21 protein-coding genes are annotated in these 20,486 nt (G+C 62.9%); 6 read left to right on the top strand and 15 right to left on the bottom strand.

Going from position 1 to position 20,486, the window contains the following annotated elements; genetic code table 11:
- Positions 1–287: 287 nt before the first annotated feature.
- A complete protein-coding gene (locus BUS06_RS15955) occupies positions 288–1,685 on the bottom strand; it encodes an MFS transporter (RefSeq protein WP_074265146.1) in 1,398 nt (465 codons plus the stop codon).
- A gap of 249 nt (positions 1,686–1,934) precedes the next feature.
- Between BUS06_RS15955 and cls the strand changes: the two genes are divergently transcribed.
- On the top strand, positions 1,935–3,197 hold the full coding sequence (gene cls / locus BUS06_RS15950; protein ID WP_074265145.1) for a cardiolipin synthase: 1,263 nt from the start codon (positions 1,935–1,937) through the stop codon (positions 3,195–3,197).
- Here cls and BUS06_RS15945 read toward each other — a convergent pair whose 3' ends face one another.
- Complete coding sequence (locus BUS06_RS15945) at positions 3,198–4,766, bottom strand: amidase (protein ID WP_074266126.1); 1,569 nt, start codon at positions 4,764–4,766, stop codon at positions 3,198–3,200.
- Positions 4,767–5,009: 243 nt separating this feature from the next.
- Here BUS06_RS15945 and BUS06_RS15940 point away from each other — a divergent pair, with 243 nt between their 5' ends.
- Positions 5,010–5,495 (top strand): hypothetical protein, encoded by a 486-nt coding sequence (locus BUS06_RS15940; RefSeq protein ID WP_083611438.1) that lies wholly within the window; start codon positions 5,010–5,012, stop codon positions 5,493–5,495.
- 24 nt (positions 5,496–5,519) lie between these two features.
- Positions 5,520–5,918, top strand: a complete 399-nt coding sequence (locus tag BUS06_RS15935) for a PPC domain-containing DNA-binding protein (RefSeq protein ID WP_074265144.1) — start codon at positions 5,520–5,522, stop codon at positions 5,916–5,918.
- Between the two features lie 50 nt (positions 5,919–5,968).
- Here the strand turns inward: BUS06_RS15935 and BUS06_RS15930 are convergent, their stop codons facing one another.
- The 11 genes from BUS06_RS15930 to BUS06_RS15880 form a co-directional block, all read right to left on the bottom strand.
- Positions 5,969–6,808: a BtpA family protein gene (locus BUS06_RS15930; RefSeq protein ID WP_074265143.1), complete on the bottom strand. Its 840-nt coding sequence runs from the start codon at positions 6,806–6,808 to the stop codon at positions 5,969–5,971.
- A 6-nt stretch (positions 6,809–6,814) separates the two neighbouring features.
- Positions 6,815–7,792 (bottom strand): ribokinase, encoded by a 978-nt coding sequence (locus BUS06_RS15925; RefSeq protein ID WP_074265142.1) that lies wholly within the window; start codon positions 7,790–7,792, stop codon positions 6,815–6,817.
- A 12-nt stretch (positions 7,793–7,804) separates the two neighbouring features.
- Entirely contained in the window at positions 7,805–8,566 is a 762-nt protein-coding gene (locus BUS06_RS15920; RefSeq protein ID WP_074265141.1) for a glutamine amidotransferase, read from the bottom strand.
- A 116-nt stretch (positions 8,567–8,682) separates the two neighbouring features.
- Positions 8,683–9,777, bottom strand: a complete 1,095-nt coding sequence (locus BUS06_RS15915; RefSeq protein ID WP_074265140.1) for a phosphotriesterase family protein — start codon at positions 9,775–9,777, stop codon at positions 8,683–8,685.
- A 3-nt stretch (positions 9,778–9,780) separates the two neighbouring features.
- The gene (locus BUS06_RS15910; RefSeq protein ID WP_254368852.1) at positions 9,781–10,800 is read right to left on the bottom strand and encodes an ABC transporter permease; all 1,020 of its coding nucleotides are present in this window, start codon (positions 10,798–10,800) and stop codon (positions 9,781–9,783) included.
- Positions 10,797–11,588, bottom strand: a complete 792-nt coding sequence (locus BUS06_RS15905) for an ATP-binding cassette domain-containing protein (RefSeq protein WP_074265139.1) — start codon at positions 11,586–11,588, stop codon at positions 10,797–10,799. The genes BUS06_RS15910 and BUS06_RS15905 overlap by 4 nt, the downstream gene beginning before the upstream one ends.
- A gap of 19 nt (positions 11,589–11,607) precedes the next feature.
- A complete protein-coding gene (locus BUS06_RS15900; RefSeq protein ID WP_074265138.1) occupies positions 11,608–12,552 on the bottom strand; it encodes a substrate-binding domain-containing protein in 945 nt (314 codons plus the stop codon).
- A gap of 245 nt (positions 12,553–12,797) precedes the next feature.
- Positions 12,798–13,844, bottom strand: coding sequence for a LacI family DNA-binding transcriptional regulator (locus BUS06_RS15895; protein ID WP_074265137.1), 1,047 nt, complete (start codon positions 13,842–13,844; stop codon positions 12,798–12,800).
- Between the two features lie 129 nt (positions 13,845–13,973).
- A complete protein-coding gene (locus BUS06_RS15890) occupies positions 13,974–14,780 on the bottom strand; it encodes a hypothetical protein (RefSeq protein WP_074265136.1) in 807 nt (268 codons plus the stop codon).
- Between the two features lie 97 nt (positions 14,781–14,877).
- On the bottom strand, positions 14,878–15,771 hold the full coding sequence (locus BUS06_RS15885) for an SDR family oxidoreductase (protein ID WP_074265135.1): 894 nt from the start codon (positions 15,769–15,771) through the stop codon (positions 14,878–14,880).
- Positions 15,772–15,825: 54 nt separating this feature from the next.
- Positions 15,826–16,572 carry an SDR family oxidoreductase gene (locus BUS06_RS15880; RefSeq protein ID WP_074265134.1) on the bottom strand — a complete coding sequence of 249 codons (747 nt, stop codon included), beginning with the start codon at positions 16,570–16,572 and terminating at the stop codon, positions 15,826–15,828.
- Positions 16,573–16,755: 183 nt separating this feature from the next.
- Between BUS06_RS15880 and BUS06_RS15875 the strand changes: the two genes are divergently transcribed.
- Positions 16,756–17,649, top strand: coding sequence for a LysR family transcriptional regulator (locus BUS06_RS15875; protein WP_074265133.1), 894 nt, complete (start codon positions 16,756–16,758; stop codon positions 17,647–17,649).
- A gap of 54 nt (positions 17,650–17,703) precedes the next feature.
- Here the strand turns inward: BUS06_RS15875 and BUS06_RS15870 are convergent, their stop codons facing one another.
- Positions 17,704–18,675, bottom strand: a complete 972-nt coding sequence (locus BUS06_RS15870) for a LysR family transcriptional regulator (RefSeq protein WP_074265132.1) — start codon at positions 18,673–18,675, stop codon at positions 17,704–17,706.
- A 231-nt stretch (positions 18,676–18,906) separates the two neighbouring features.
- Here BUS06_RS15870 and BUS06_RS15865 point away from each other — a divergent pair, with 231 nt between their 5' ends.
- Entirely contained in the window at positions 18,907–19,698 is a 792-nt protein-coding gene (locus tag BUS06_RS15865; RefSeq protein WP_074265131.1) for an SDR family NAD(P)-dependent oxidoreductase, read from the top strand.
- 86 nt (positions 19,699–19,784) lie between these two features.
- Positions 19,785–20,153: a single-stranded DNA-binding protein gene (locus tag BUS06_RS15860; protein WP_074265130.1), complete on the top strand. Its 369-nt coding sequence runs from the start codon at positions 19,785–19,787 to the stop codon at positions 20,151–20,153.
- A 49-nt stretch (positions 20,154–20,202) separates the two neighbouring features.
- On the opposite strand, the gene BUS06_RS37855 is transcribed toward BUS06_RS15860, so the two are convergent.
- Complete coding sequence (locus BUS06_RS37855; protein ID WP_167379392.1) at positions 20,203–20,349, bottom strand: hypothetical protein; 147 nt, start codon at positions 20,347–20,349, stop codon at positions 20,203–20,205.
- Positions 20,350–20,486: the final 137 nt, after the last annotated feature.

Here is a 20,486-nt window from a genome sequence, read left to right as displayed (position 1 = left end):
CGTGCGGATGACAGGCGCCACGGCAGGGCGCTCGCCAGGGGAAACCCCATCTCTGCGGGAGTGCTAAGGGATCAGCGCGGGATCGATGGAAGACGAATGCTGCGATGCAACGGGTGCGTGTGTCCGCAACTAAACGGCGAACAGCACGCCGAGAGTGGCGTCATTCAGGTTAACGACGCAAATGTAGGGATAACGTAATCGAAGCGCTCGACGTTTTCCGCCAGAGTTACGGGGCGAAAAACGCCAAAACGTTAAATGGCATTGTCAAACGTAGTGCGTTATCCGCGTCACCCGCGGCTGCCCCGCGAGATCTCTTCGCCCGCATGAGGCGGCAGACGCAGCGTCACCGGAATGGAAGCAAACGAGCAGAGTCCGACTACGAGAAATGCGGGCCAGAAATCCGTCCACGCAATATGCGAATGACCGTGCATCGCACGCGTGATCTGCAGGACGATCCCGCCGATCGTCACGCCGAGGCCGAGCGACATCTGCTGCACGACGCTGCCGAGGCTCGTCGCGCGGCCGACATCGCGGCTTGCGATTTCCGCGTAGGTCAGCGAGTTCAGGCTGGTGAACTGCAGCGCCGGAAAGAAACCGCCGAGCAGCACCACAAACCAGATGACCCAGGTAGGTGTCCCCGGAAAGAACGCGCCGCAAATGGCGATCGCGATGCCGGAAAACGCAGCATTGACGACCAGCACTTGACGAAACCCGTAGCGCCGCAAGACCGTCGATGCCATGGTGCGCATGAACATGCCGCCGAAGGCCGAGGCACAGGTAATCAGGCCGGATTCGAATGCGCTCCTGCCGAGTCCCTCTTGCAACAGCAATGGCAACAGGAACGGCAAAGCGCCGAGCCCGATCCGGAATAGCGAACCGCCCGCGACGCTCGCCTGGAAGGTCGGGATGCGGAAGAACCGCAGATCGAGCAGCGGCAATTTAACCTTCAGCGCATAGGGTACGTAAATGGCAAGCAAAAATGCGCCGCACACGCACATGCCAACCGCATTGCTATTCGACGTCATTTCTCCGCCCAGCAGCGAAAGCCCCAGCAGAAACAGAGCCGCGCCGCCTGCCGAGAGCACGAAGCCGATCCAGTCGAGCGGCCCCGGATGCGGTTCACGCGTGTTGACGATATGACGGTTGGTCAGATAGATGCCGAGTATGCCGACCGGCACGTTGATGAAGAAAATCAGCCGCCAATGCAGATACGTGGTGATAAAGCCACCCAGCAGCGGTCCAGCCGCGGGCCCAAGCATGGCGGGCACGCTCAGATAGTTCATCGCGCGAATGAACTCGGATTTGGGCACCACGCGGAAGATGATGATGCGCCCGACCGGCACCATCATCGCGCCGCCTACGCCCTGGATAAAGCGGGCCACCGTGAAGGTGCCGAGCGAACTGGAGGCCGCGCAGAGCAGCGAGCCGCCCACGAAAATGCCGATGGCGGTGCGAAACACGGTGCGAGCGCCGAAGCGGTCGGCGAGCCAGCCGCACACGGGGATGAACACGCCGAGGCCGAGCACGTAACTCGTCACGGCGATCTTGAGGGTGACCGGATCGCGGCCGAAGTCGCGTGCCATCGAGGGTAGGGCGGTCACGATCACATTTGCATCGACGCTTTCCATGAACATCGCGCACGCGACGATGAGCGGGGCAAGAAGCGCTTTCTGGACAAGTGTCATGAGTGCGACGGTCTGCAGAGGGACTACGAAGTCGCGATTATGGCATTGGAACGCGCACAATTGCTCTGAAGTGTTCCCTACATGAACGCGCAATGCGGTTTTCGAACGCTTGTGCGGTGCAGGACGAGGGGGCATGTGCGGACTATGCGAAGGGTGCGGAAGATGCTCAACCGGAGTGCGGCACAAACCGTGCTGGCAGACTGATGTTGCCCACGCGGCTCGCTTTGGCGGGCCAAACCGGATCCACGCATGCTGACGATTCTGCTGACCGCCTTTGTAACGCTCGTCGTGGTGCTGATGATCGCCAACCTGTCGAGCGGCGAGAAAAAGATCGAGCACAACATCGAGCGGCTCTACGCCAGCGACGACCCGCAATTTTTGCGCTCGATGGGCCTGCTGCTCGGGCCACCCGTCATCGGAGGCAACCGCTTCGAGGTGCTCGTGAACGGCGATGCGATTTTTCCATCGATGCTCGCCGCAATCCGCACGGCGCAGAAATCCATTACGTTCGAGACGTTTATTTACTGGTCCGGCGAGATCGGCGAGCAGTTTGCGCAAGCGCTCGCCGAGAAAGCGCGCGAGGGCCTGGCGGTGCATGTGCTGCTGGACTGGATGGGCTCGTCGAAGATGGACCGGCGTTATCTGCAGATACTGAACGACAGCGGCGCCGAAGTGTTCCGCTATCACAAGCCACACTGGACCGGACTCGGTCGCATGAACGACCGGACCCACCGCAAGCTGCTGGTGATCGACGGGCACACCGGTTTCACCGGTGGCGTCGGCATTGCGCCCGAATGGACCGGCCATGCGCAGGATCCGCAGCACTGGCGCGATACGCACTTTCGCGTCGCCGGCCCGGTAGTCGGGCACATGCAGGCGGTCTTCATGGACAACTGGGTCAAGGCGAGCGGCAATGTGCTGCACGGGCCCGACTATTTTCCGGAGATCGCACCCTGCGGCGACGGTGTCGCGCATATGTTCAGCAGCTCGCCATCGGGCGGCAGCGACGACATGCAGTTGATGTATCTGATGGCGATCACGGCGGCGACCCACTCGATCCATCTGGCGAGCGCGTACTTCGTGCCGGACAAGCTGACCATCAACGCGCTCGTCGAAGCCGCGCGGCGCGGCGTCAGGGTGCAGGTGCTCACGCCGGGTCAGCGGATCGACACGCATACCGTGCGCGAGGCGTCGCGCGCGTGCTGGGGCGATCTGTTGAAGGCGGGTGTCGAGATGTACGAGTACCAGCCCACCATGTTTCACTGCAAGCTGCTGGTGGTGGACGAATATCTCGTATCGGTAGGCTCGACCAACTTCGATAGCCGCTCGTTCAAGCTGAACGACGAAGCGAACCTGAACATCTATGACCGCGATTTCGCGCAGCGTCAGGCAGCGATTTTTGCCGACGACCTGGCGAAGTCGGAGCAGGTGACGCTGGATGACTGGTTGCGCCGCCCGCTCAAGGAGAAGCTCGTCGAGCGGCTCGCGGCGCTGCTCGACGGCCAGCTCTGATCAAACCCTGACCGGCGGAATACTCGAGTGCTGGATGTACTGCGGCTCCTCGCGCCACTGCGTCGCCTGTTCGAACGCATAACCGAGCGCCAGCAGTCGCGCTTCGCTCCATGCCGGACCGACGAACGACAAACCGACCGGCAGGCCACGCACGAGGCCGGCCGGCACCGTCAGATGTGGATAGCCGGCTACTGCGGCTGGTGTCGAGAAACCGTCGCCGCTGCTGTCGCCGTTGATGAAATCGGTCAGCCACGCGGTGCCGCCGGTCGGGGCGACAATCGCATCCAGCTTGTGTTCGCGGATCGCGCGGTCGATGCCTTCGTCACGCGAGCCCTTGCGGCAGGCGGCCAGCGCTTTTATGTAGACCTCGCTGTCGAGGTCGCCCAGCGCCTCAGCCTGGATCAGCAGCTCCTGGCCGAAGTACGGCATCTCGGTCTCGTGGTTCGCATTGTTGAAGGCGATCACATCAGCGAGCGTACGAATCTGCGCGTGCGGGGCGAAGCTCGCGAGCCACAACGGTAGATCGTGCTTGAATTCGTGCAGCAGCACGGACTGTTCTTCGGTGTCGTAGTTCACCTTCGGCAGGTTGATCGGGTCGATCACCTCGGCTCCCAGCATGGCTAGCCGCGCAATCGCATAGTCGATCCTTTCGTCGACTTCGTCGTGGCCGCTGAAGAACTCGCGGGCCACGCCGATGCGCGCGCCGCGCAGCGCGTTTTTGTCGAGTGCGCCGAGATAGTCGGCAGGCGCGGGCGCGCCGAGCGTTGCAGGATCGCGCGGGTCGGGTCCGGCCAGCGCAGTGAGCAGCAACGCGGCATCGCTCACAGTGCGGGCGATCGGGCCAGGCGTGTCCTGCGTGTGCGAGATCGGGATGATGCCGTCGCGGCTGATACGTCCTACCGTGGGCTTGAGCCCGACCACACCCATGATCGACGACGGCGAGACGATCGAGCCGTCGGTCTCGGTGCCGATCGCCATGCGTGTGAGGTTCGCCGCAACGGCGGCCGCCGAGCCGGAACTGGAGCCGCTCGTGGAGCGGTCCAGGGCATACGGGTTGCGCGAGAGTCCACCGCGCCCGCTCCAGCCGCTGGTCGAGCGTCCTGAGCGGATGTTGGCCCATTCGCTCAGGTTGGTCTTGCCGAGGATCACACCGCCGGCCGCGCGCAGGCGCTCGACCAGATGCGCGTCGCGGGTGGCGTGCACGCCGTCGAGCGCCAGCGAACCGGCGGTCGTCGACATGCGGTCGCCCGTCGCGATGTTGTCCTTGATCACGACCGGCATGCCGTGCAACGGGCCACGCAGCGTGCCGGCCGCGCGCTCGGCATCGAGCGCAGCCGCCATTTGCAGTGCGTCCGGATTGAGTTCGATGATGCTGCGCAATTCCGGGCCGCGCCGGTCGAGCCGGGCAATCCGGTCCAGATAGTGGCGGGCGGTCTGTGCGGCGCTGGACGGATCGGGGGCGTTTTCACCGTGCCCGTGTGCGAGGGCCGGGGGCAGGGCGGATGCATTCCTTGTGGTGATAGCGGAGGCCAGCAGACCGATTGAAGCGAAGAAACTGCGTCGTCTCATAGTGAGGTTCTTGTTGAAATGTGAACGCGGAAGCCGCCACGCCTTGCTGTGCTTCCGTGCCGTTGCCATAGCCCCTGCGCCGTCGAGGCGATTCGCAATCGCGCGAGATTACCTTAACAAAATTAGATGGCGGCGAAAGTCCTCGCTGCGCATGAGGCGAAACAGTTGCTGGGAGCAAATATTGCTTTGCGTGCAGGGCCGGGGCACGATACCGCGTGTCCGTATAGACCATGGAGGCATTCGATGTCGATTACGCTAACTTGCCGTACTGTGCTGTGTTCCGTACTGGTTGTTGCCGCAACTACCGGGATCTCCGGGTCGGCGTGGAGCGCAGACCCGGCTGCGCCTGGCGCTGCTCCGACTGCTGTCAAGGGCGTGCCCGGAGCACCTGGTGTCGAGACCGCGGCCCCTGTGCCCGCCGGTGACGATACCTTCCTGCTGACTATTTTTCTGCGGCACGACGAATCCAGGCCGTTGCCGAAAATCAACGACGAACTGCGTGCGCAGGGTTTCTATAAGGCTTTTCCGCCGCCGGGGATCGAGGTGGTGTCGTGGTATGTGATGATGGGCATTGGCCAGGTCGTGACGTTGCGTGTACCGGCAAACCGTCTACGCGAAGTCAACCGGGCGATCGAGGAGACCGCATGGGGCGGCTACCGCACGGAGTTTTATCCGACCTATGATTACAAGGCGGTCGCGCAACATATGCGCGAGACGAATGGGAAGTAGTGGGTAGTTGAGGGAGTATGAGCTATGCAAACGCATCCGATGCGCTTGTCTCCGGGAGATGACCTGCGCGGCGCGCTTGAAGACGCGCTGCGCGGGTTCGGTGTGCAAGCGGCCTTTGTGCTGCAGGGCATCGGCAGTCTGAGCGTCGCGCAGTTGCGCTTCGCTGGCGTGGATCAGCCCACCGAGTTGCGAGGCGACATGGAGATTCTCACGCTGGCCGGATCGATCTCACCCGATGGTGCGCATTTGCACATGTCCGTTTCCGACGCGCATGGACAGGTGTCGGGCGGACATGTGACGCGCGGCTGCATCGTTCGAACTACGGCGGAAATATTGCTGGCGCTGCTGCCCGAGCATCGTTTTTCACGCGAGCACGATGCGGGTTCGGGCTTTGCGGAACTGGTTATCCGGCCGCAGTCGTAGTTGCGTGAGCCGTAAGTCGCGAGCCGGAGTCGTGACGCGGCGCACTGCAGCTAACGCGCCGCCTGCATAAATGCGCGTACCTTCGTCTCATCAACCGGATTCCACCACACGCCCCCCACCTTCAACGAACTCGCGACAATCACCGCGTCCACGATAGAAAGAATCTCCGCGACATTGCCTTCAGTGCAGCCGCTCCCCACCAGCAGCGGCAGTTTCGTCGCCGCCCGGATCTGCCGCAGATAATCAGCGCTCGCAGCGTCGCCCGTGCGCTGTCCGGTGGCGATGATGGCATCCGCATCGAAGAATTCGACGTCGCGCACCAGTTCCTCCAGCGCGCGGTCCGCGACGATGGCGTGCGCACCGTGTTTGACATGCGCGTCGGCGAACACACTAATGCCGTCCGCGCGCAGACGCGCCCGGTAACGCAAGGCGCTGGCGGCCGCGCCCTCGATAAAGCCCTCGTTCGCAATGTACGCATTGGCCCACTGATTGACGCGCACGAACGCAGCTTGGCTCGCCGCGGCGATGGCCAGCGCCGGAATCGCCGCATTCGCCAGAACGTTGATGCCGATGGGCAGGCCGGTTTCGCGCGCGATGCGATCGGCTGTCACCGCCATGAATGCCGAGGTTTCGTGCCCGATGTCTTCGGGCTTGGAGAACGGCACATCACCGTGATTCTCGATGATCAGACCATCGACGCCGCCGTTGCGATACGCAAGCGCATCGGCAAGCGCTCCCTCGTATAGCGCCTGGCTCGATGCCCCTTGATATCGCGGCGAGCCAGGGAAGGCCGGACAGTGGATCACGCCAATCACCACGCCACGGGCGCGTCCGAAGATCCGCTTGATGCAGTCGGTCTGCCCGCGTCCGACGCCAGAAGAAGTGTCCATATCGATTCAACTTACCTGAGTGGGAGAGGCCAAGGGTGGGACGGAAAGAAGCAGATCGCGCATCGTTGCGCGGTCGGGAAAGCTGGCTTGTGCACCGCGCCGTGTGACGACGACAGCGGCAACGGCCTGAGCCCAGCGCAACGCCAATGGCATCGCCAGGCCGTGGCCGAACGCAGCGAGTAGCGTGCCGCAAAACGCATCGCCGGCGCCTACGGTATCGATCGCGGTCGTTGGCATGGCGGGCAGATGCTGCGTGCCGCGCTCGTTGCACCACAACACGCCTTGCGCGCCGAGCGTGACACAGACTTCGCGGGCACCTGCATGCAGCAGCGCCGCGGCAGCGCGCACCGGATCGTCGTGGGCGCTGAGTGTTGCCGCCTCGACGCGGTTAACTACCAGCACGTCAACATCGCCAAGCATCGGCACGCAATCGAAACACACCGGTCCGGGATTGAGCAGCGTGCGGCGCGCACCGAGCCGAGCGGCGCTCAGCATCTGCGCCGTGAAGTCCGCGCTTAGGTTGCCCTGCAATGCGATCCAGTCGCCGGCGCGGGTCGCATCAACGATGCTGCTTGCCTCGGGACCGTAACGGGCGGCGGCTTCGTTACGCGTGACGATGGTGTTCTCGCCGCGCGCATCCACGGTGATGATGGACAGATCGGTCGGGTAGGGCACACGCATCATATGGCGGGTGTCGATACCTTCTGCACTCAACTGCGCAACGATGCGATCCCCTTCGGCATCCTGACCGACCGCTGCGAACAACTGTGTCGGTGTGCCTGCGCGTGCCGCGACCACGGCCTGATTGGCGCCCTTGCCACCCAGATCGTAGAGCGTTTCGACGGCGAGCGAAGTCTCGCCCGCCACCGGCAGGCGTTCGACGCGCAGGCTCAGATCGAGCGCCGCATTGCCGACTACGCAGACACGCGGCGCCGGGTTGAGTGCGTCGAACGTCGTGTGAGCCAACGGGATATCTGCGCGCATGACAGCGAGAGCCTAGTGCGCCGCTGTCGACGTAAGCCAGTCGAGGCAGTTCAGCCACAGCCGCGCATTGCCATCCCACGCGGAGAACTCCGGCGGTAGCCAGTGATGCGACATGTCGCTCGTCCATGCCAGCGAACGGCCCTGACCAAAGGTACCCGCAACCAGCAGTGGATGGCCAGTCTCCGGCACGGTGGCAATGACAGTCGCCCCAGGCTTGACCTGCACTTCGTTGTAACCGAGCAGATGCGGCCACGCAGTGCCGAGGCCTTCAACTAGCGGATGCGAAGCCACCACCTGCGGCGTAAATCCTTCGGGCACCTCGACCCGGTCGTCATAGGGCAGGCAAGTAACCGGCAGCACATCCTCAACGGGCGTCCCACGAAACCGCGCACTGCCGTTGATGCCCTGAAAGCTCAGATAACCGCCGATCATCATCAGCCCGCGGCCGGCCGCCACATACTCGCGCAGCAGTTTGAGGCGATTCGGCGTGCGCTGGCTCTTCGCCCACGTGTCCGGATGCAGCAGCAGCGTATTGGCGCCGATGTCGGACAGGATGATCGCGTCATACGCTAGCAGGCCTTCGAGCGTGGTCGGAAATTCTTCTTGTGCTTCATGGCTCGGCATATGCGTGATCGCATAGCGGCTGTCTTTCAATGCGTCGAGAAACAGCGTGGCGCCGTTGTGATACGTCACCGTCGGAAACTGATCGAATCCCTTGATGTGTGTCGACGTGCTGGTCCAGCTCTCTCCGGCCAGCAATACGGATCGGGTCATGCGAATCTCCTGTTAGGCGCGCGGGCGGCCGTGTCGGCGGCGGCATGCGCTGCGTAAAACCGGTTTACTGTTGAGCGGGCAGACACGCGTCGAAAGCGGTCTGCCTGTGCATCTGTCTATCTGCCTGCCTCGCGTTGCCGTGAAAAGACCCTGACCGGGTTGGCGATCATCAGCGTTTCGATTTGCGGGGCCGTCACACCGTGGCGTCGTAGCCGCGGCACGAAATGCCTGAGGATGTAGCCATAACCGTGGCCGCCATAGCGCGTCAACATGGTCTTGAGAAACACGTCCTGCGACATCAGCAAACGGTCGATGAAGCCCGCGTCGATCAGTGCCCTGATTGCCCGCGCATTCTCTTCGTCCGATGGCGACTGCGCGTCTTCCTCGGGATAGTAGTAGTCCATACCGATCATGTCGTATTCGAGCCAGGCGCCGCGACGCGCGAGCGCGTGCTGGTATTCCGTATCCATGTGGCTCGGATTCATGTGGCACAGCACCGTGTGATTCAGGTCTGCACCTTCCTGTTCGACGATATCGAGCACACGGTGGCCGTGCCGCACCCAACCGGGCAGGTGGATCGACAACGGCACATGGGTCGCCGCGCTGGCGCGCGCGGCTGCCCGCAACGATTTCTCTTCGTGCGCGGTGAAAGCCGCGGACACGCCGATTTCGCCAATCAGGCCGGCCACCACTTCGGGCTTCTCGTCCGCACCGCCGACTTCGAAAATCAGTTGCGCGGCCAGATCGTCGATGGAGCGCTCGCTGACATAGCGCGGATGCGTCGGCTCCAGGTAAAAGCCGGTTGACATGACGATGTTCAGGCCCGTACGCCGCGCGATTTTCTGCAAGGCAGCCGGGTCGCGGCCGATGCCGAGGTTGGTCGGATCCACCACCGTATTGCCGCCGAGTTCGCGAAAGCGCATCAGTTCATCGATCGCGGCTTCGACGTCGAACAACTGGCAGTTGTCGCGGTTCATCAGCGGGTTCATCCGCAACGCGCCGAGAATGCCGATATGCACCTTCTGCTCGCCGATCTCGCGCTCGCCGCAGCAGGTCGGCGGTACCCACTTGCCCGACGCATCCAGCAGAATGTGCTCGTGCATCAGCGTCACGCCCATCTGTGCGACTGGCAGCGGTCCGAGCACGGTCATTACGTGGCCGCTATCTACGCCGACCGGCAGCGGATCAACCGGGCGAAAGATCGACGTCATGACTCAACCCTTGCGGCCGCGTTGCGGCGTGAAAATGCGCGTGTTCATCCAGATGGCGAGCAGCATGATGGCGCCCTGGATGATCTGGGTATAAAACGGCGATACGTGGATCAGGATCAGGCCGTTGCCCAATACGGCGATGGTCAGCGCACCGAGCAGGGTGCCGAGAATCGTGCCGCGTCCACCGAACAGGTTCGTACTGCCGAGCACGACGGCGGCGATGACCGCGAGTTCGAAACCGACGCCCTGATTCGACGAGCCGCTGCCCAGGCGCGCGGTGGTGATGAGACCAGCCAGCCCGGCCGCCGCGCCGCTCAGAATGTAGACCTTCAAGGTAACGACGCGTACGTTGACACCCGCACGCCGCACCCCTTCTGCGTTCGTGCCTATACCCACCACGTAACGCCCGAAACGCATATGACGCAGTGCGAACCATCCGGCGAGCAGAATCACGATCGAGATTGCCGCAGGCATCGGCACGCCGAGCAGATGTCCACGTCCGAGTTGCACGAACCAGCCGTCGTTTTCGATCGGTACCGAATAGCCCTGCGTGATCAGCAGCGCGAGACCACGCACCACTGAGAGCGTCCCGAGCGTCACGATAAACGCCGGCATACCGGCCCATGCGATGAAATAGCCGTTGATAGCACCAATAAGCGCACCGAGCAGGATGCCGCCAATCAGCACCACGCTGTCCGGTGCGCCCGCATGCAGCGCGATAGCGGCCAGCGCGCCGACCAGCGCGAGGGTCGAGCCGATCGACAGATCGATGCCGCCGGTGGTAATCACGAGCGTCATCGCGGTTGCCACGATCAGCAGCGGGGCGCTCTGGCGCAATACGTTCAGCAGATTGCCCGTGGTGAGAAAGGTATCGGTAGCGAAACTGAAGGCTACCGCGCAGCACAGGAAGAACACCGCGATGCTGGCAACCCCGGCATTACCGCCAAGCCGGTTTCTGAACGAGCGCCGCGACGCCTTCTGTTCCTGCTGATCCTTCTCCTTATGCATGGCGATTTCCATCATTCGTTCTCCGCAAGAGCCCGCGCCGAGCGTGCCTTGAATTTGCGTCCGACGATCAGGTCGACGATCTCTTCCAGATTGGTGTCGGCAATCTTGCGCTCCGCGATGTTCTGGCCTTCGTACATCACGCTGATCCGGTCGCAAACCAGAAACATGTCCTGCAGACGATGGCTGATGAGAATCACACTCACGCCACGTTTGCTGATGGTCTGCACCAGTTCGAGCACGGCTTCGACTTCCGCTACGGCCAGTGCCGCGGTCGGTTCGTCCATGATCAGCACCTTCGGATCGAACGACGCCGCGCGTGAAATCGCAATGGCCTGCCGTTGACCACCCGAGAGATTCTCGACATCGAGGCGGGTGTCCGGAATGCGGATGCCCAGGCCGTTGAGCATCTCGCGCGCATCGTGGTGCATCTTGGCGTGATCGAGCATCGGCACGCCGAGCAGACGCCGCATCGGTTCGCGGCCCAGAAACAGGTTCCCGGCGACATCCACGGTGTCGCATAGCGACAGGTCCTGATAGACCATTTCGATGCGATGCGCGCGGGCGTCGCCGGGATCCGCGAAACGGACCGGCTTGCCGTCGATCTCGATCGTGCCGCTATCGGGAATCACCGCGCCGGACAGCACCTTGGAGACCGTCGACTTGCCCGCGCCGTTATCGCCGACGAGACCCAGCACCTCGCCGGGCGCCACTTCCAGATTCACACCGCGCAGCGACTGCACCGCGCCGTAGCTTTTGGTGATGTTCTCCATGCGTACGCGTGGAGGGATGGCGTCGCTGTTCATGTGCGTGTCCTCTGCCGGCTCACTTGAAAATCGCGCGGTACTTGTCGACGTTCGCCTTCGTGACGATCGTGACCGGCACCGAGATATTCTTTTCGACCGGCTGCTTGTTGATCAGTTTGAGCGCAGCGCCGACCGCCGCCTTGCCTTCGCCTTCCGGATCCTGCTGGACGACAGCGGCAACGAAGCCCGAGTCGATACCCTTGATGGCCTGCGCGCTCAGATCCCACCCGACGATTTTCAGATGATCGGTCGCGTTCTGCGAAAGCGCCGCGGCCACCAGACCGATCAGGGCCGGCTCGCCGGTCGCATAGACGACCTGCAGGGTCGGATTACCCGAAATCAGATTCTCTGCTGCAGTTTGCGCCTGATCCTGAACGTTCTGGCCGTCGACGGTGGCGACGATCTTCGCCCCGGGTGCGCTGGCGACGCCTTCCTTGAAGCCGTCGAGCCGGACGTTCTGGATGAACGAATTCAACGCCCCGACCACGCCGATCTGCGCCTTGCCGCCAAGCGACTTATTGATCAGGTTAGCCGTAAATTTCCCGATGTCCACGCCGACTTTCTTGTTGTCCACGCCGACCTGGACCGAGTTGTCGCCGTTCACGATGGCGTCGATGGTGACCACCGGAATACCGGCTTTTTTCGCTTCGGTGATGGCCGGTTTGATGCCGTTGACGTCGATTGCCACCACCAGGATGGCGTCCACTTTCTGCTGGATGTACGTCTCGATCGCGTTGTTCTGCGCGTTCGGGTCGTTGTTCGAGTTGTAGATCTCGAGGTTGACGCCGGCCGCCTTAGCCGCGTTCTGCGCGCCTTCATCCATCTGGGTGAAGAAGAGCGCTTCCTGGTTGATCTGCACGAGGGCGATCTTTTTGCCTGCGGCACAGGCGAGGCCGCTGGCGCCGAGCGTCGAGAGCGCGAGCACAGTGACGGCGAGACGGCGCAAAGCTATAGCTGCGTTCATCGAAATTCCTTTTCTGGGTGGTCGGGACAGCACGCGCAAAGCGACTGCCCCGGGGAGTGGAAAAGACTTTCAAGGACGCAACCGACATCGCGTCCGCCTTCTTGTAAACCGGTTTATTAAAAGTAAGTGGCGAGTATTTCGGTGTCAATGTTTTCAATAAAGACCAAGGGAAACTACTTAGGAGCGCCCTGGCTTGCATGGAGGACTCGCTTGACGGCCTATGCCTGGCGGTCTGCGGTGCGCGGCTACCGTTTGCGCGGAGGCGCCACCGAGGCGCGTTCGATCAGGCGCACCGGCAGACGGTGGACCGGTTTGCCGGGCGTGGCGTCGGGCGAAAGGGACGGGGCGTCGCTGTCGCCGGCCAGCATGGCGAGCAGGATGGCCACGCCGGCGCGGCCGAGTTCGCGTGCGGACTGCCGCAGGGTGGTAATCGGCGGCATCAGCAGACTGGCGAACTCCATATCGTCGAAGCCGACAATCGACATGTCGCCCGGCACATCCAGACCTCTGTCGCGCAGCGTTTCGAGCATGCCGACCGCGAGGTAATCGCTGGAGGCGAATACGGCGGTTGGCGGGAATTCGCGCGAGGCCAGCTCAGCCGCGGCTGCCTCGCCGAAGCTGCGGTCATAGGCGCCGAACAGTACGAGGGCGGGGTCAAGCGGGATGCCGGCTTCGTCGAGCGCGCGACGATAGCCTTCGTAGCGCTCGCGCACGGTGAGGAGCGGCTCCGGCCCGGTGACGTGGGCAATCCGCGTATGGCCGGCGTCGATCAGATGCTTCGTGGCCAGATAGCCGCCCTCGCTGTTGTCGACGAATACCTTTGGCACATCGACACCCGGCACGTCCTCATCGATCAGCACGATGTTGCCGCGCTCGCCGATCAGTTGTCTGAGCGAGCCGTCGTCGGGACGGTTGGTTGCGAAGATCAGGCCGTCGAGATGGCGAGTGTCGAGCCAGCTCAGATAGAGCGCTTCGCGTTCGAGGCGATTGCGTGTGATGCACAACGAGAGGCCGAAGCCGCCTTCCGAGGCGGCTTCCTCGACGGCGTCGGCGAGCTCTGCGAAGAACGGATTGGCGACGTCGGGCATGGCGAGGCCGATCGTTTCGCTGCTGCCGAGGCTCAGGCGGCGCGCGAGACTGTTTTGCCGATAGTTGAGTGCGATAACGGCATCGTCGACGCGTTTCTTTGTTTCCGGCGGCAGCGAGAGCGTACCGTTCAGGTAGCGCGAGACAGTGGCCTTGGACACGTTGGCCAATTCGGCGACGTCGCGGATCGTTGAGACTTTTGCCAATTGAGCGGTTCCCGGAATGTTCGGCTTAGTGTACCGTGCCTCGCTTTTGCGCCTGGTTCATCTGGGCAGTCTGTGGAGCGCCTGAAAGCCGCGCCCGGGTCAGGCGCGCGGCAGAGCGGCATGCTGCTGTTACGGTTGCGCTGCATTGGGCGTTGCGTCCGGTTCTGCGGGACGAAAGCGCTCCTGCACCGCGACGAGCTGGTCGTCCGAGGTGGCCACCAGCCACAGGTGTGCGCCTTCCACCATCAGGCGGTTGTGGTCCTTCAATACGCCCATGGAGGCTGCTGTCTTCCACATCACCGGCGCCACTTTGCTGGTGCGGCCCGAGGGCGTTCCCACCAGCAGCGAGTAAGGTCCAAGCGGCAACGAGACGAGCGGTAGCGCGGGTTTGACACGCACCCGCCAGTCGATGAAGGGCATGTCGCTAAAGAGCAGCGGTGCAGGCAAACCGAGCAGCACCGTGAAGTCGTAGAGTGCGAGATGCTCGCGCATGCCCGCGTACAGACGACGGATATCGCTCACCACCGCCGCGCGGATTTCGTCGTCGAACATCGCTTCCTCGGCGTAGCGCGCCTGGGCTTCGTGTGCCTCGCGTTGATAGGCGCTGAACACGGCCAGTTCCATGCAGTCTTGCGCCGCGCGCTGCACATCTGCCGGCGAGCCGGCTTCTTCCGGTTTGCCCAGCTGGGCGGCGCGCAGGAAGCGCGCGAGCGCTGCTTCCTGGATCGAGGGACCGTCGATCTGCGGGTCGTCGACGGCGTCTTTGCCGAGCGGCACGTAGATGTATTTTTCAGCGGCAAAGCGCGACTTCTTGCCGTCGTCGAACTTGATCTCGCCGTTGCTGCAGTCAAGATAGCGCGTGCCGATCTTGCCATGCTCCCACACGTAGTTCTTCAGCAAGGGGCGCAACGGATGCAGCGTCTCGCGATCGGTCATTGACAACTCCAGTGCCTCGATGGGGTTCGGCAGACGGCTGACGCCGCTGCGGGTTCATATCCCATCATGGCACGGGAGCCTCGCGTTCGCGAGCAGTTTAGCGCGTGACCCTGGCTTCGAGCAGATCGCCCATACCGATCCGTTTTGCGAAGTCGATTCGCACACGCTCCGATACTTCGAGCACTTCGCGCGCACCGTCGCCGACGAAGTCGATCACCGAGCGCATCGGCCGGGTGCCCTTCGGCAAGCCGACGATCCGCACGATTTCATCGGCGACCGCTTGCGGATCGGCGTCTGCCGGCGTGAGCGACGAGAGACGCGCGCCGATCTGATCCATCACGCCGTCATACCGGCTGTACGCTGTGGCGATACCGGTGTCAGCCGGTTTGCCTGCGCTCGGAAAGTGGTCAGTGCCTTGCGTGAAAGCGCCCGGCACGACGATCGAAGTCTCGATGCCAAAGCGTGCAATTTCATACGCGAGGGTGACGGCGAGCGAATCCATCGCAGCCTTCGCTGCACCGTACGGGCCCATGAACGGCGGAAAGCCGCCCTTGGTCGTGGTGCTGCTGATCCACAGCATCAGCCCGGTCTCCTGCTGGCGCAGATAGGGCAGCACAGCGCGGTTCACGCGTTGCGCACCGAACAGGTTGGTGTCGAAGACCTTTGCCATCTCTTCGGGCGTGAAGGCTTCAGCGGGACCGACTACCAGATGCCCGGCGTTTTGCATCACCACGTCGATGCGTCCCTGCTCGCGCATGATCGTTGCGGCAGCTGCATCGGCGGAGTCCTGCGACAGCACGTCGAGTTCGAGCGGATGCAAGGCGATGCCGCGTTCTTTGGCGAGCGCGCGCAATTCGTCGGCGCGCGGCTTGTTGCGGCCTTCGACGTCGCGCATCGTCGCGTAGACGATATGACCAGCCTCGGCGAGTGCCTGGGCCGTGAGTTTGCCGATGCCTGTGCCGGCGCCCGTAACCAGAATGACGTTGTGCATGATTTTTCTCCGGAAGGTTTGTTGTTTGGTTATGAGGTTGGTAGCCGGTCGCGCTTAAGCGACTCCGCCGTTGGCGCGCAGGATCTGACCGTTGACCCAACCCGCGTCGGGACCAGCGAGGAACGACACGACCGACGCGATATCGTCCGGCTGACCGAGGCGTTGCAGCGGCGGCATCTTCGCGAAGGTCTGGATCTGCTCGTCGGTTTTACCGTCGAGGAACAGCGAGGTGGCGATCGGCCCTGGCGCCACGGCGTTCACCGTGATGTTGCGGCCGCGCAGTTCCTTGGCGAACACATGCGTGAATGCTTCGACGGCTGCTTTGGTTGCGTTGTAGACCGCATAGCCGGGCATGTTCAGCGCGAGCGTCGTGCTCGAGAAGTTGACGATGCGGCCGCCGTCGCTCATGCGTGCCGCCGCTTCGCGCAGCGTGTTGAAGGTGCCGCGCAGGTTGATGTTGAGCGTCTGGTCGAACAGGGCGTCCGAGGTGTCGGCGAGCGGCACGGTCTTCAGCACGCCGGCGTTGTTCACGAGCACGTCGACCTTGCCGAGCTGCTGTTCGCTGATCTCGAACATGTGGCGTACCTCGTCGGCCTTGGCGACGTCGGCTTTCACGGCGATCGCTTGCGCGCCTGCAGCTTTCAGTTCGGCGACCAGCGCGTCGGCTTCGTTCGAGCTGGATGCGTAGTTGACGACTACGGAGAAACCGTCGCTGGCGAGACGGCGGGCGACAGCTGCGCCGATGCCGCGCGAAGCGCCGGTGACGAGAGCGACTTTGGACGGGTTGTTTGCGGTGTTCATGATTCGTTTCCTCAGGGTGGGTGGTTCGGGGCGACCCGGTTGTCCTTGCTCGGTCTCCTAGGTGCGTCTCTTGAGCGCGGCGGGTCCGTGAGGTGAATCATGGATCATTCCGTTTTGAAGATAATCTGGCCTAGCTTGGTATCATCGTTCCATTCACTTTAATAATGACCGGGAGCGCCGCCCATGGACCGCTTCGAGGAAATGCGGGTGTTCGTACGCATCGCCGAGCGCCAGAGCTTTACCCACGCATCGGACGATCTGCAGATTCCACGCGCCACCGTCACCAATCTGCTCAAGCGCATGGAGCAGCGGCTCGGCACGCGGCTGCTCGAGCGTACCACCCGGACGGTGCGTCTGACGCACGATGGCGAGGCCCATTACCGCCGTTGCGTGCGCCTGATTGCCGATCTGGAGGAGGCGGAGGAGTCGTTCAGGAACACTGCGCCCAAGGGTCTGTTACGGGCCAATCTGCAGGGCACGCTTGCGCGCACTTTTGTCGTGCCCGCGCTGCCGGCGTTTCTTGCGCAGTATCCGCAGATCGAACTGCACCTCGGCGAGGACGACCGGCTGGTCGACCTCGTGCGCGAGGGCGTCGATTGCGTGCTGCGGGTTGGGAGCCTGCAGGATTCGTCGATGGTGGGGCGGCGCGTCGCACAGCTTTCGCAGGTCACCGTGGCGAGCCCCGCGTATCTGGCGAAGTATGGGGAGCCGGGCGATCCGGCGGTGTTGTCGGCGCATCGTGCGGTCAATTACGTCTCAAGTGCAACCGGAAAGGCGCTGCCGCTTGAATTTACGATCGACGAGCAGGTGAGCGCGGTGAATCTCGGCTCGGTGGTGTCGGTGGCGGGCGCGGATCTTTATACCGGTAGCGCCGTGGCGGGACTGGGGATCGTGCAGGTGCCGCGCTACCGCGTGGCGGAGGAGCTGAAGACGGGACAGCTGAAGATCATTCTGCAGGACTTTCCGCCACCGCCGATGCCGGTTTCCGTGCTGTATCCGCAGAGCCGGCAGTTGTCGTCGCGGGTGCGAGTGTTTGCGCAGTGGCTGCGCGATATCTTCGAGGCGGCTAGTGTGTAGCCGAGTTTTCTCTGTGCCTTTAGCTTAATGCCGCAGGCACACCGCGGCGCATCTTCAGCGCTTGCGGGACAGGTCTTTTTGCAGGCGCTCCGGCAAGTGCGCGAGATCGCCGAGCAGTTCGTCAGCGGCCTGCTCAAAACGCGCGACCAGGAAGTCCAGCAGCGCACGCACGCGCGGCGCCATATAGCGGTTGCCGTGGAATAGCGCGTGGACGCCCGCCTCGTTGGTGCACCAGTCCGGCAGCAGGATGGTCAGCGTGCCGGCGCGCACGTCCGCCGCGATATCCCAGATCGACTTGTGGACGATGCCATGACCTGCCAGCGCCCACGCTCGCGCAAGCGCGCCGTCGTTGGTTTCCCAGGACCGTTCGATGGGCACCGTGTAGGTCACGCGCTCGTCGTCCTGTGCGAAGCGGAATTCGTTCAGCGGTCCGGCCGCTGTCACCAGCACGATGAAGCGGTGATTGGCGAGGTCAGCCGGTGTTTTCGGTTCGCCATGCCGCGCCACGTAGTCCGGCGACGCGCACAACACGCGCCGGTTCGGCGCGAGGCGGCGTGCCACCAGCGAGCTGTCGAGCGGCAGGCCGAAACGGATCGCCAGATCGATGTCTTCCTGCAGCAGGTTCGAGACCGAATCCGACAAGCTGAGCGCATAGCTCACCTCCGGGTGCAGCGAGCTGAATTCGTGGAGCCAGTGATACAGCAGGTTGCGACCGAAATCGGAGGTGGCCGAAATCCGCAGCTTGCCGCGCACCTGGTTTTGTCCCGCCTGGAGAGCGGCTTCGGCATCTTCGATGGCTTGCAGCGCGATACGGCAGTGTTGCAGATAGAGCCGCCCTTCATCGGTTACGCGCAACTGGCGGGTGGTGCGCTCGAAAAGGCGCGCGTGCAATGCTGCCTCGAGCTTGAGAAGCCTCGCGCTGGCGGCAGCCGGCGAGAGGCCCAGTTTGCGGCCGGCCGCCGACAGGCTGCCGGCTGCTGCTGCTTCAACGAATAGCTGCATATCGCCGAGTCGATCGGTTGCCATTGCCTGCCTGAATTTGAAAGTTATTCAAATGCTACGCCAATTATCAAATAGGCGGCGTATCGCCAGAATGGTTCGATCGCGTCGTCGGCGCGCTCGGCCAGCGTTCTGCGGTAGATTGAGTACAGAGGGATTGCGCCGCGCTTTGGGCGCATGCGGCGCCTTTCCGCGGTTTCGACCGGCGGCTTTTCGATTTATGCGACTTGCCCGACTTACCGATAGAGAGGAAACAGAATGGATCTGCAACTGAAAGGCAAACTGGCGCTGGTGAGCGGCAGCACTGCCGGCATTGGCCTCGCCATTGCCAGCGCTCTGGCGCAGGAAGGCGCGCGCGTGATCGTCAACGGACGCAAGCAGGAAGCGGTGGATGAAGTGGTCGCACAACTGAAATCGAGCACAGGTGGGGACGTGCTGGGTTTCGCCGGCGACCTCAGCAAGGCCGACGTGGCTAACGAACTCGCGCGGCGCTATCCGGATGTGGAGATTCTCGTCAACAATCTCGGCATTTTCGAGCCGAAGCCATTCGAAGAGATCCCGGATGAGGACTGGCAGCGCTTTTTCGATGTCAACGTGCTGAGCGGAGTGCGTCTGGCGCGGCTCTACCTGCCGTCGATGAAGCGGGCCAACTGGGGGCGTATCATTTTCATCTCGAGCGAGAGCGGGCTGCAGATTCCCGTCGAAATGGTCCACTATGGTGTAACCAAGACGGCGCAGATTGCGGTGGCGCGCGGCATTGCGGAATCTGTCGCGGGCACCGGCATTACCGTCAATACCGTGCTGCCGGGTCCGACCAAATCGCGCGGAGTGGGCGACTTCGTCGACGGTCTTGCCAAGGCCGACGGCAAAACGTCCGGGCAGGTCGAGAAGGAGTTCTTCGAACACGTGCGGCCGACTTCGCTGATCAAGCGCTTTGCTTCGACCGAGGAAGTGGCCTCGCTGGTGGCGTATGTTGCGAGTCCGCTGGCATCGGCGACGACCGGCGCTGCATTGCGCGTCGACGGCGGCGTGGTGAAGAGCGCGTTTTAACGCGGAGATCGGCTCCGCTCGTGGGATCATACGGCTCGCGCAAGGCGCTCACGCCTCGCGAGCCACAGGAAACAGGAGCGGATGAGATGATCGATGGACTGGTAGGCGGGCGGCTCTATGGAGAAGCCCAGATCCGCACTGGACAGAACGGCAAGCGTTTTGTGACGTGCAAGGTGCGTGCGACCACCGGTGACGGCGATACGCTGTTCGTCAACGTGATTGCGTTCGACGACGAGGTGCAGACGGGCTTGCTCGCGCTAAGCGATGCGGATAGCGTGGCCTTGAGCGGTGCGCTGACGCCGAAGGTCTGGACTGACAAGAACGGGCTCGTGAAACCAGCACTCGACATGGTGGCGCATGGTCTGCTGAGCGCGTATCACGTGCGGCGCAAGCGGGCGGCGATGGGTTCAGAGGCGCCGCAAGAGGATGGCGCGCATCTGGACGATCCGCTTTGAGTGAGGTGGCGGTGGCGACCGCCTGGCGATGCCCGCCTGGTCATCCGCGTCAGTGACACACGACCGCACAGGTCACCGCCGTCACACCGGCCACTGCGCCGACCACGACCCCTGTAGCAAACGTCTCGACCGACGACGCACAACCCTGCAGATTGAGCACGCCCGCCAGTATTAGCACCTTGATTATGCGACTCATTTTTTGAATTCCCCGTGAGTACGCGCGCATCGTAGCAACTAGTTGTCTTTATGGGTCTTTCTGAAACTATCGGCGCCTTACGGGGTTTTTGTGGCATTGACCGCGGCTGGGCATAGCAGGCCCAACGCTTGCAACGA

It is taken from the genome of Paraburkholderia phenazinium, from assembly GCF_900141745.1.
In the GTDB taxonomy this organism is placed as follows: Bacteria; Pseudomonadota; Gammaproteobacteria; order Burkholderiales; family Burkholderiaceae; genus Paraburkholderia; species Paraburkholderia phenazinium_B.
Note: the sequence above shows the minus strand (reverse complement) of the source record. Positions and strands in the feature narration are given on the sequence as shown.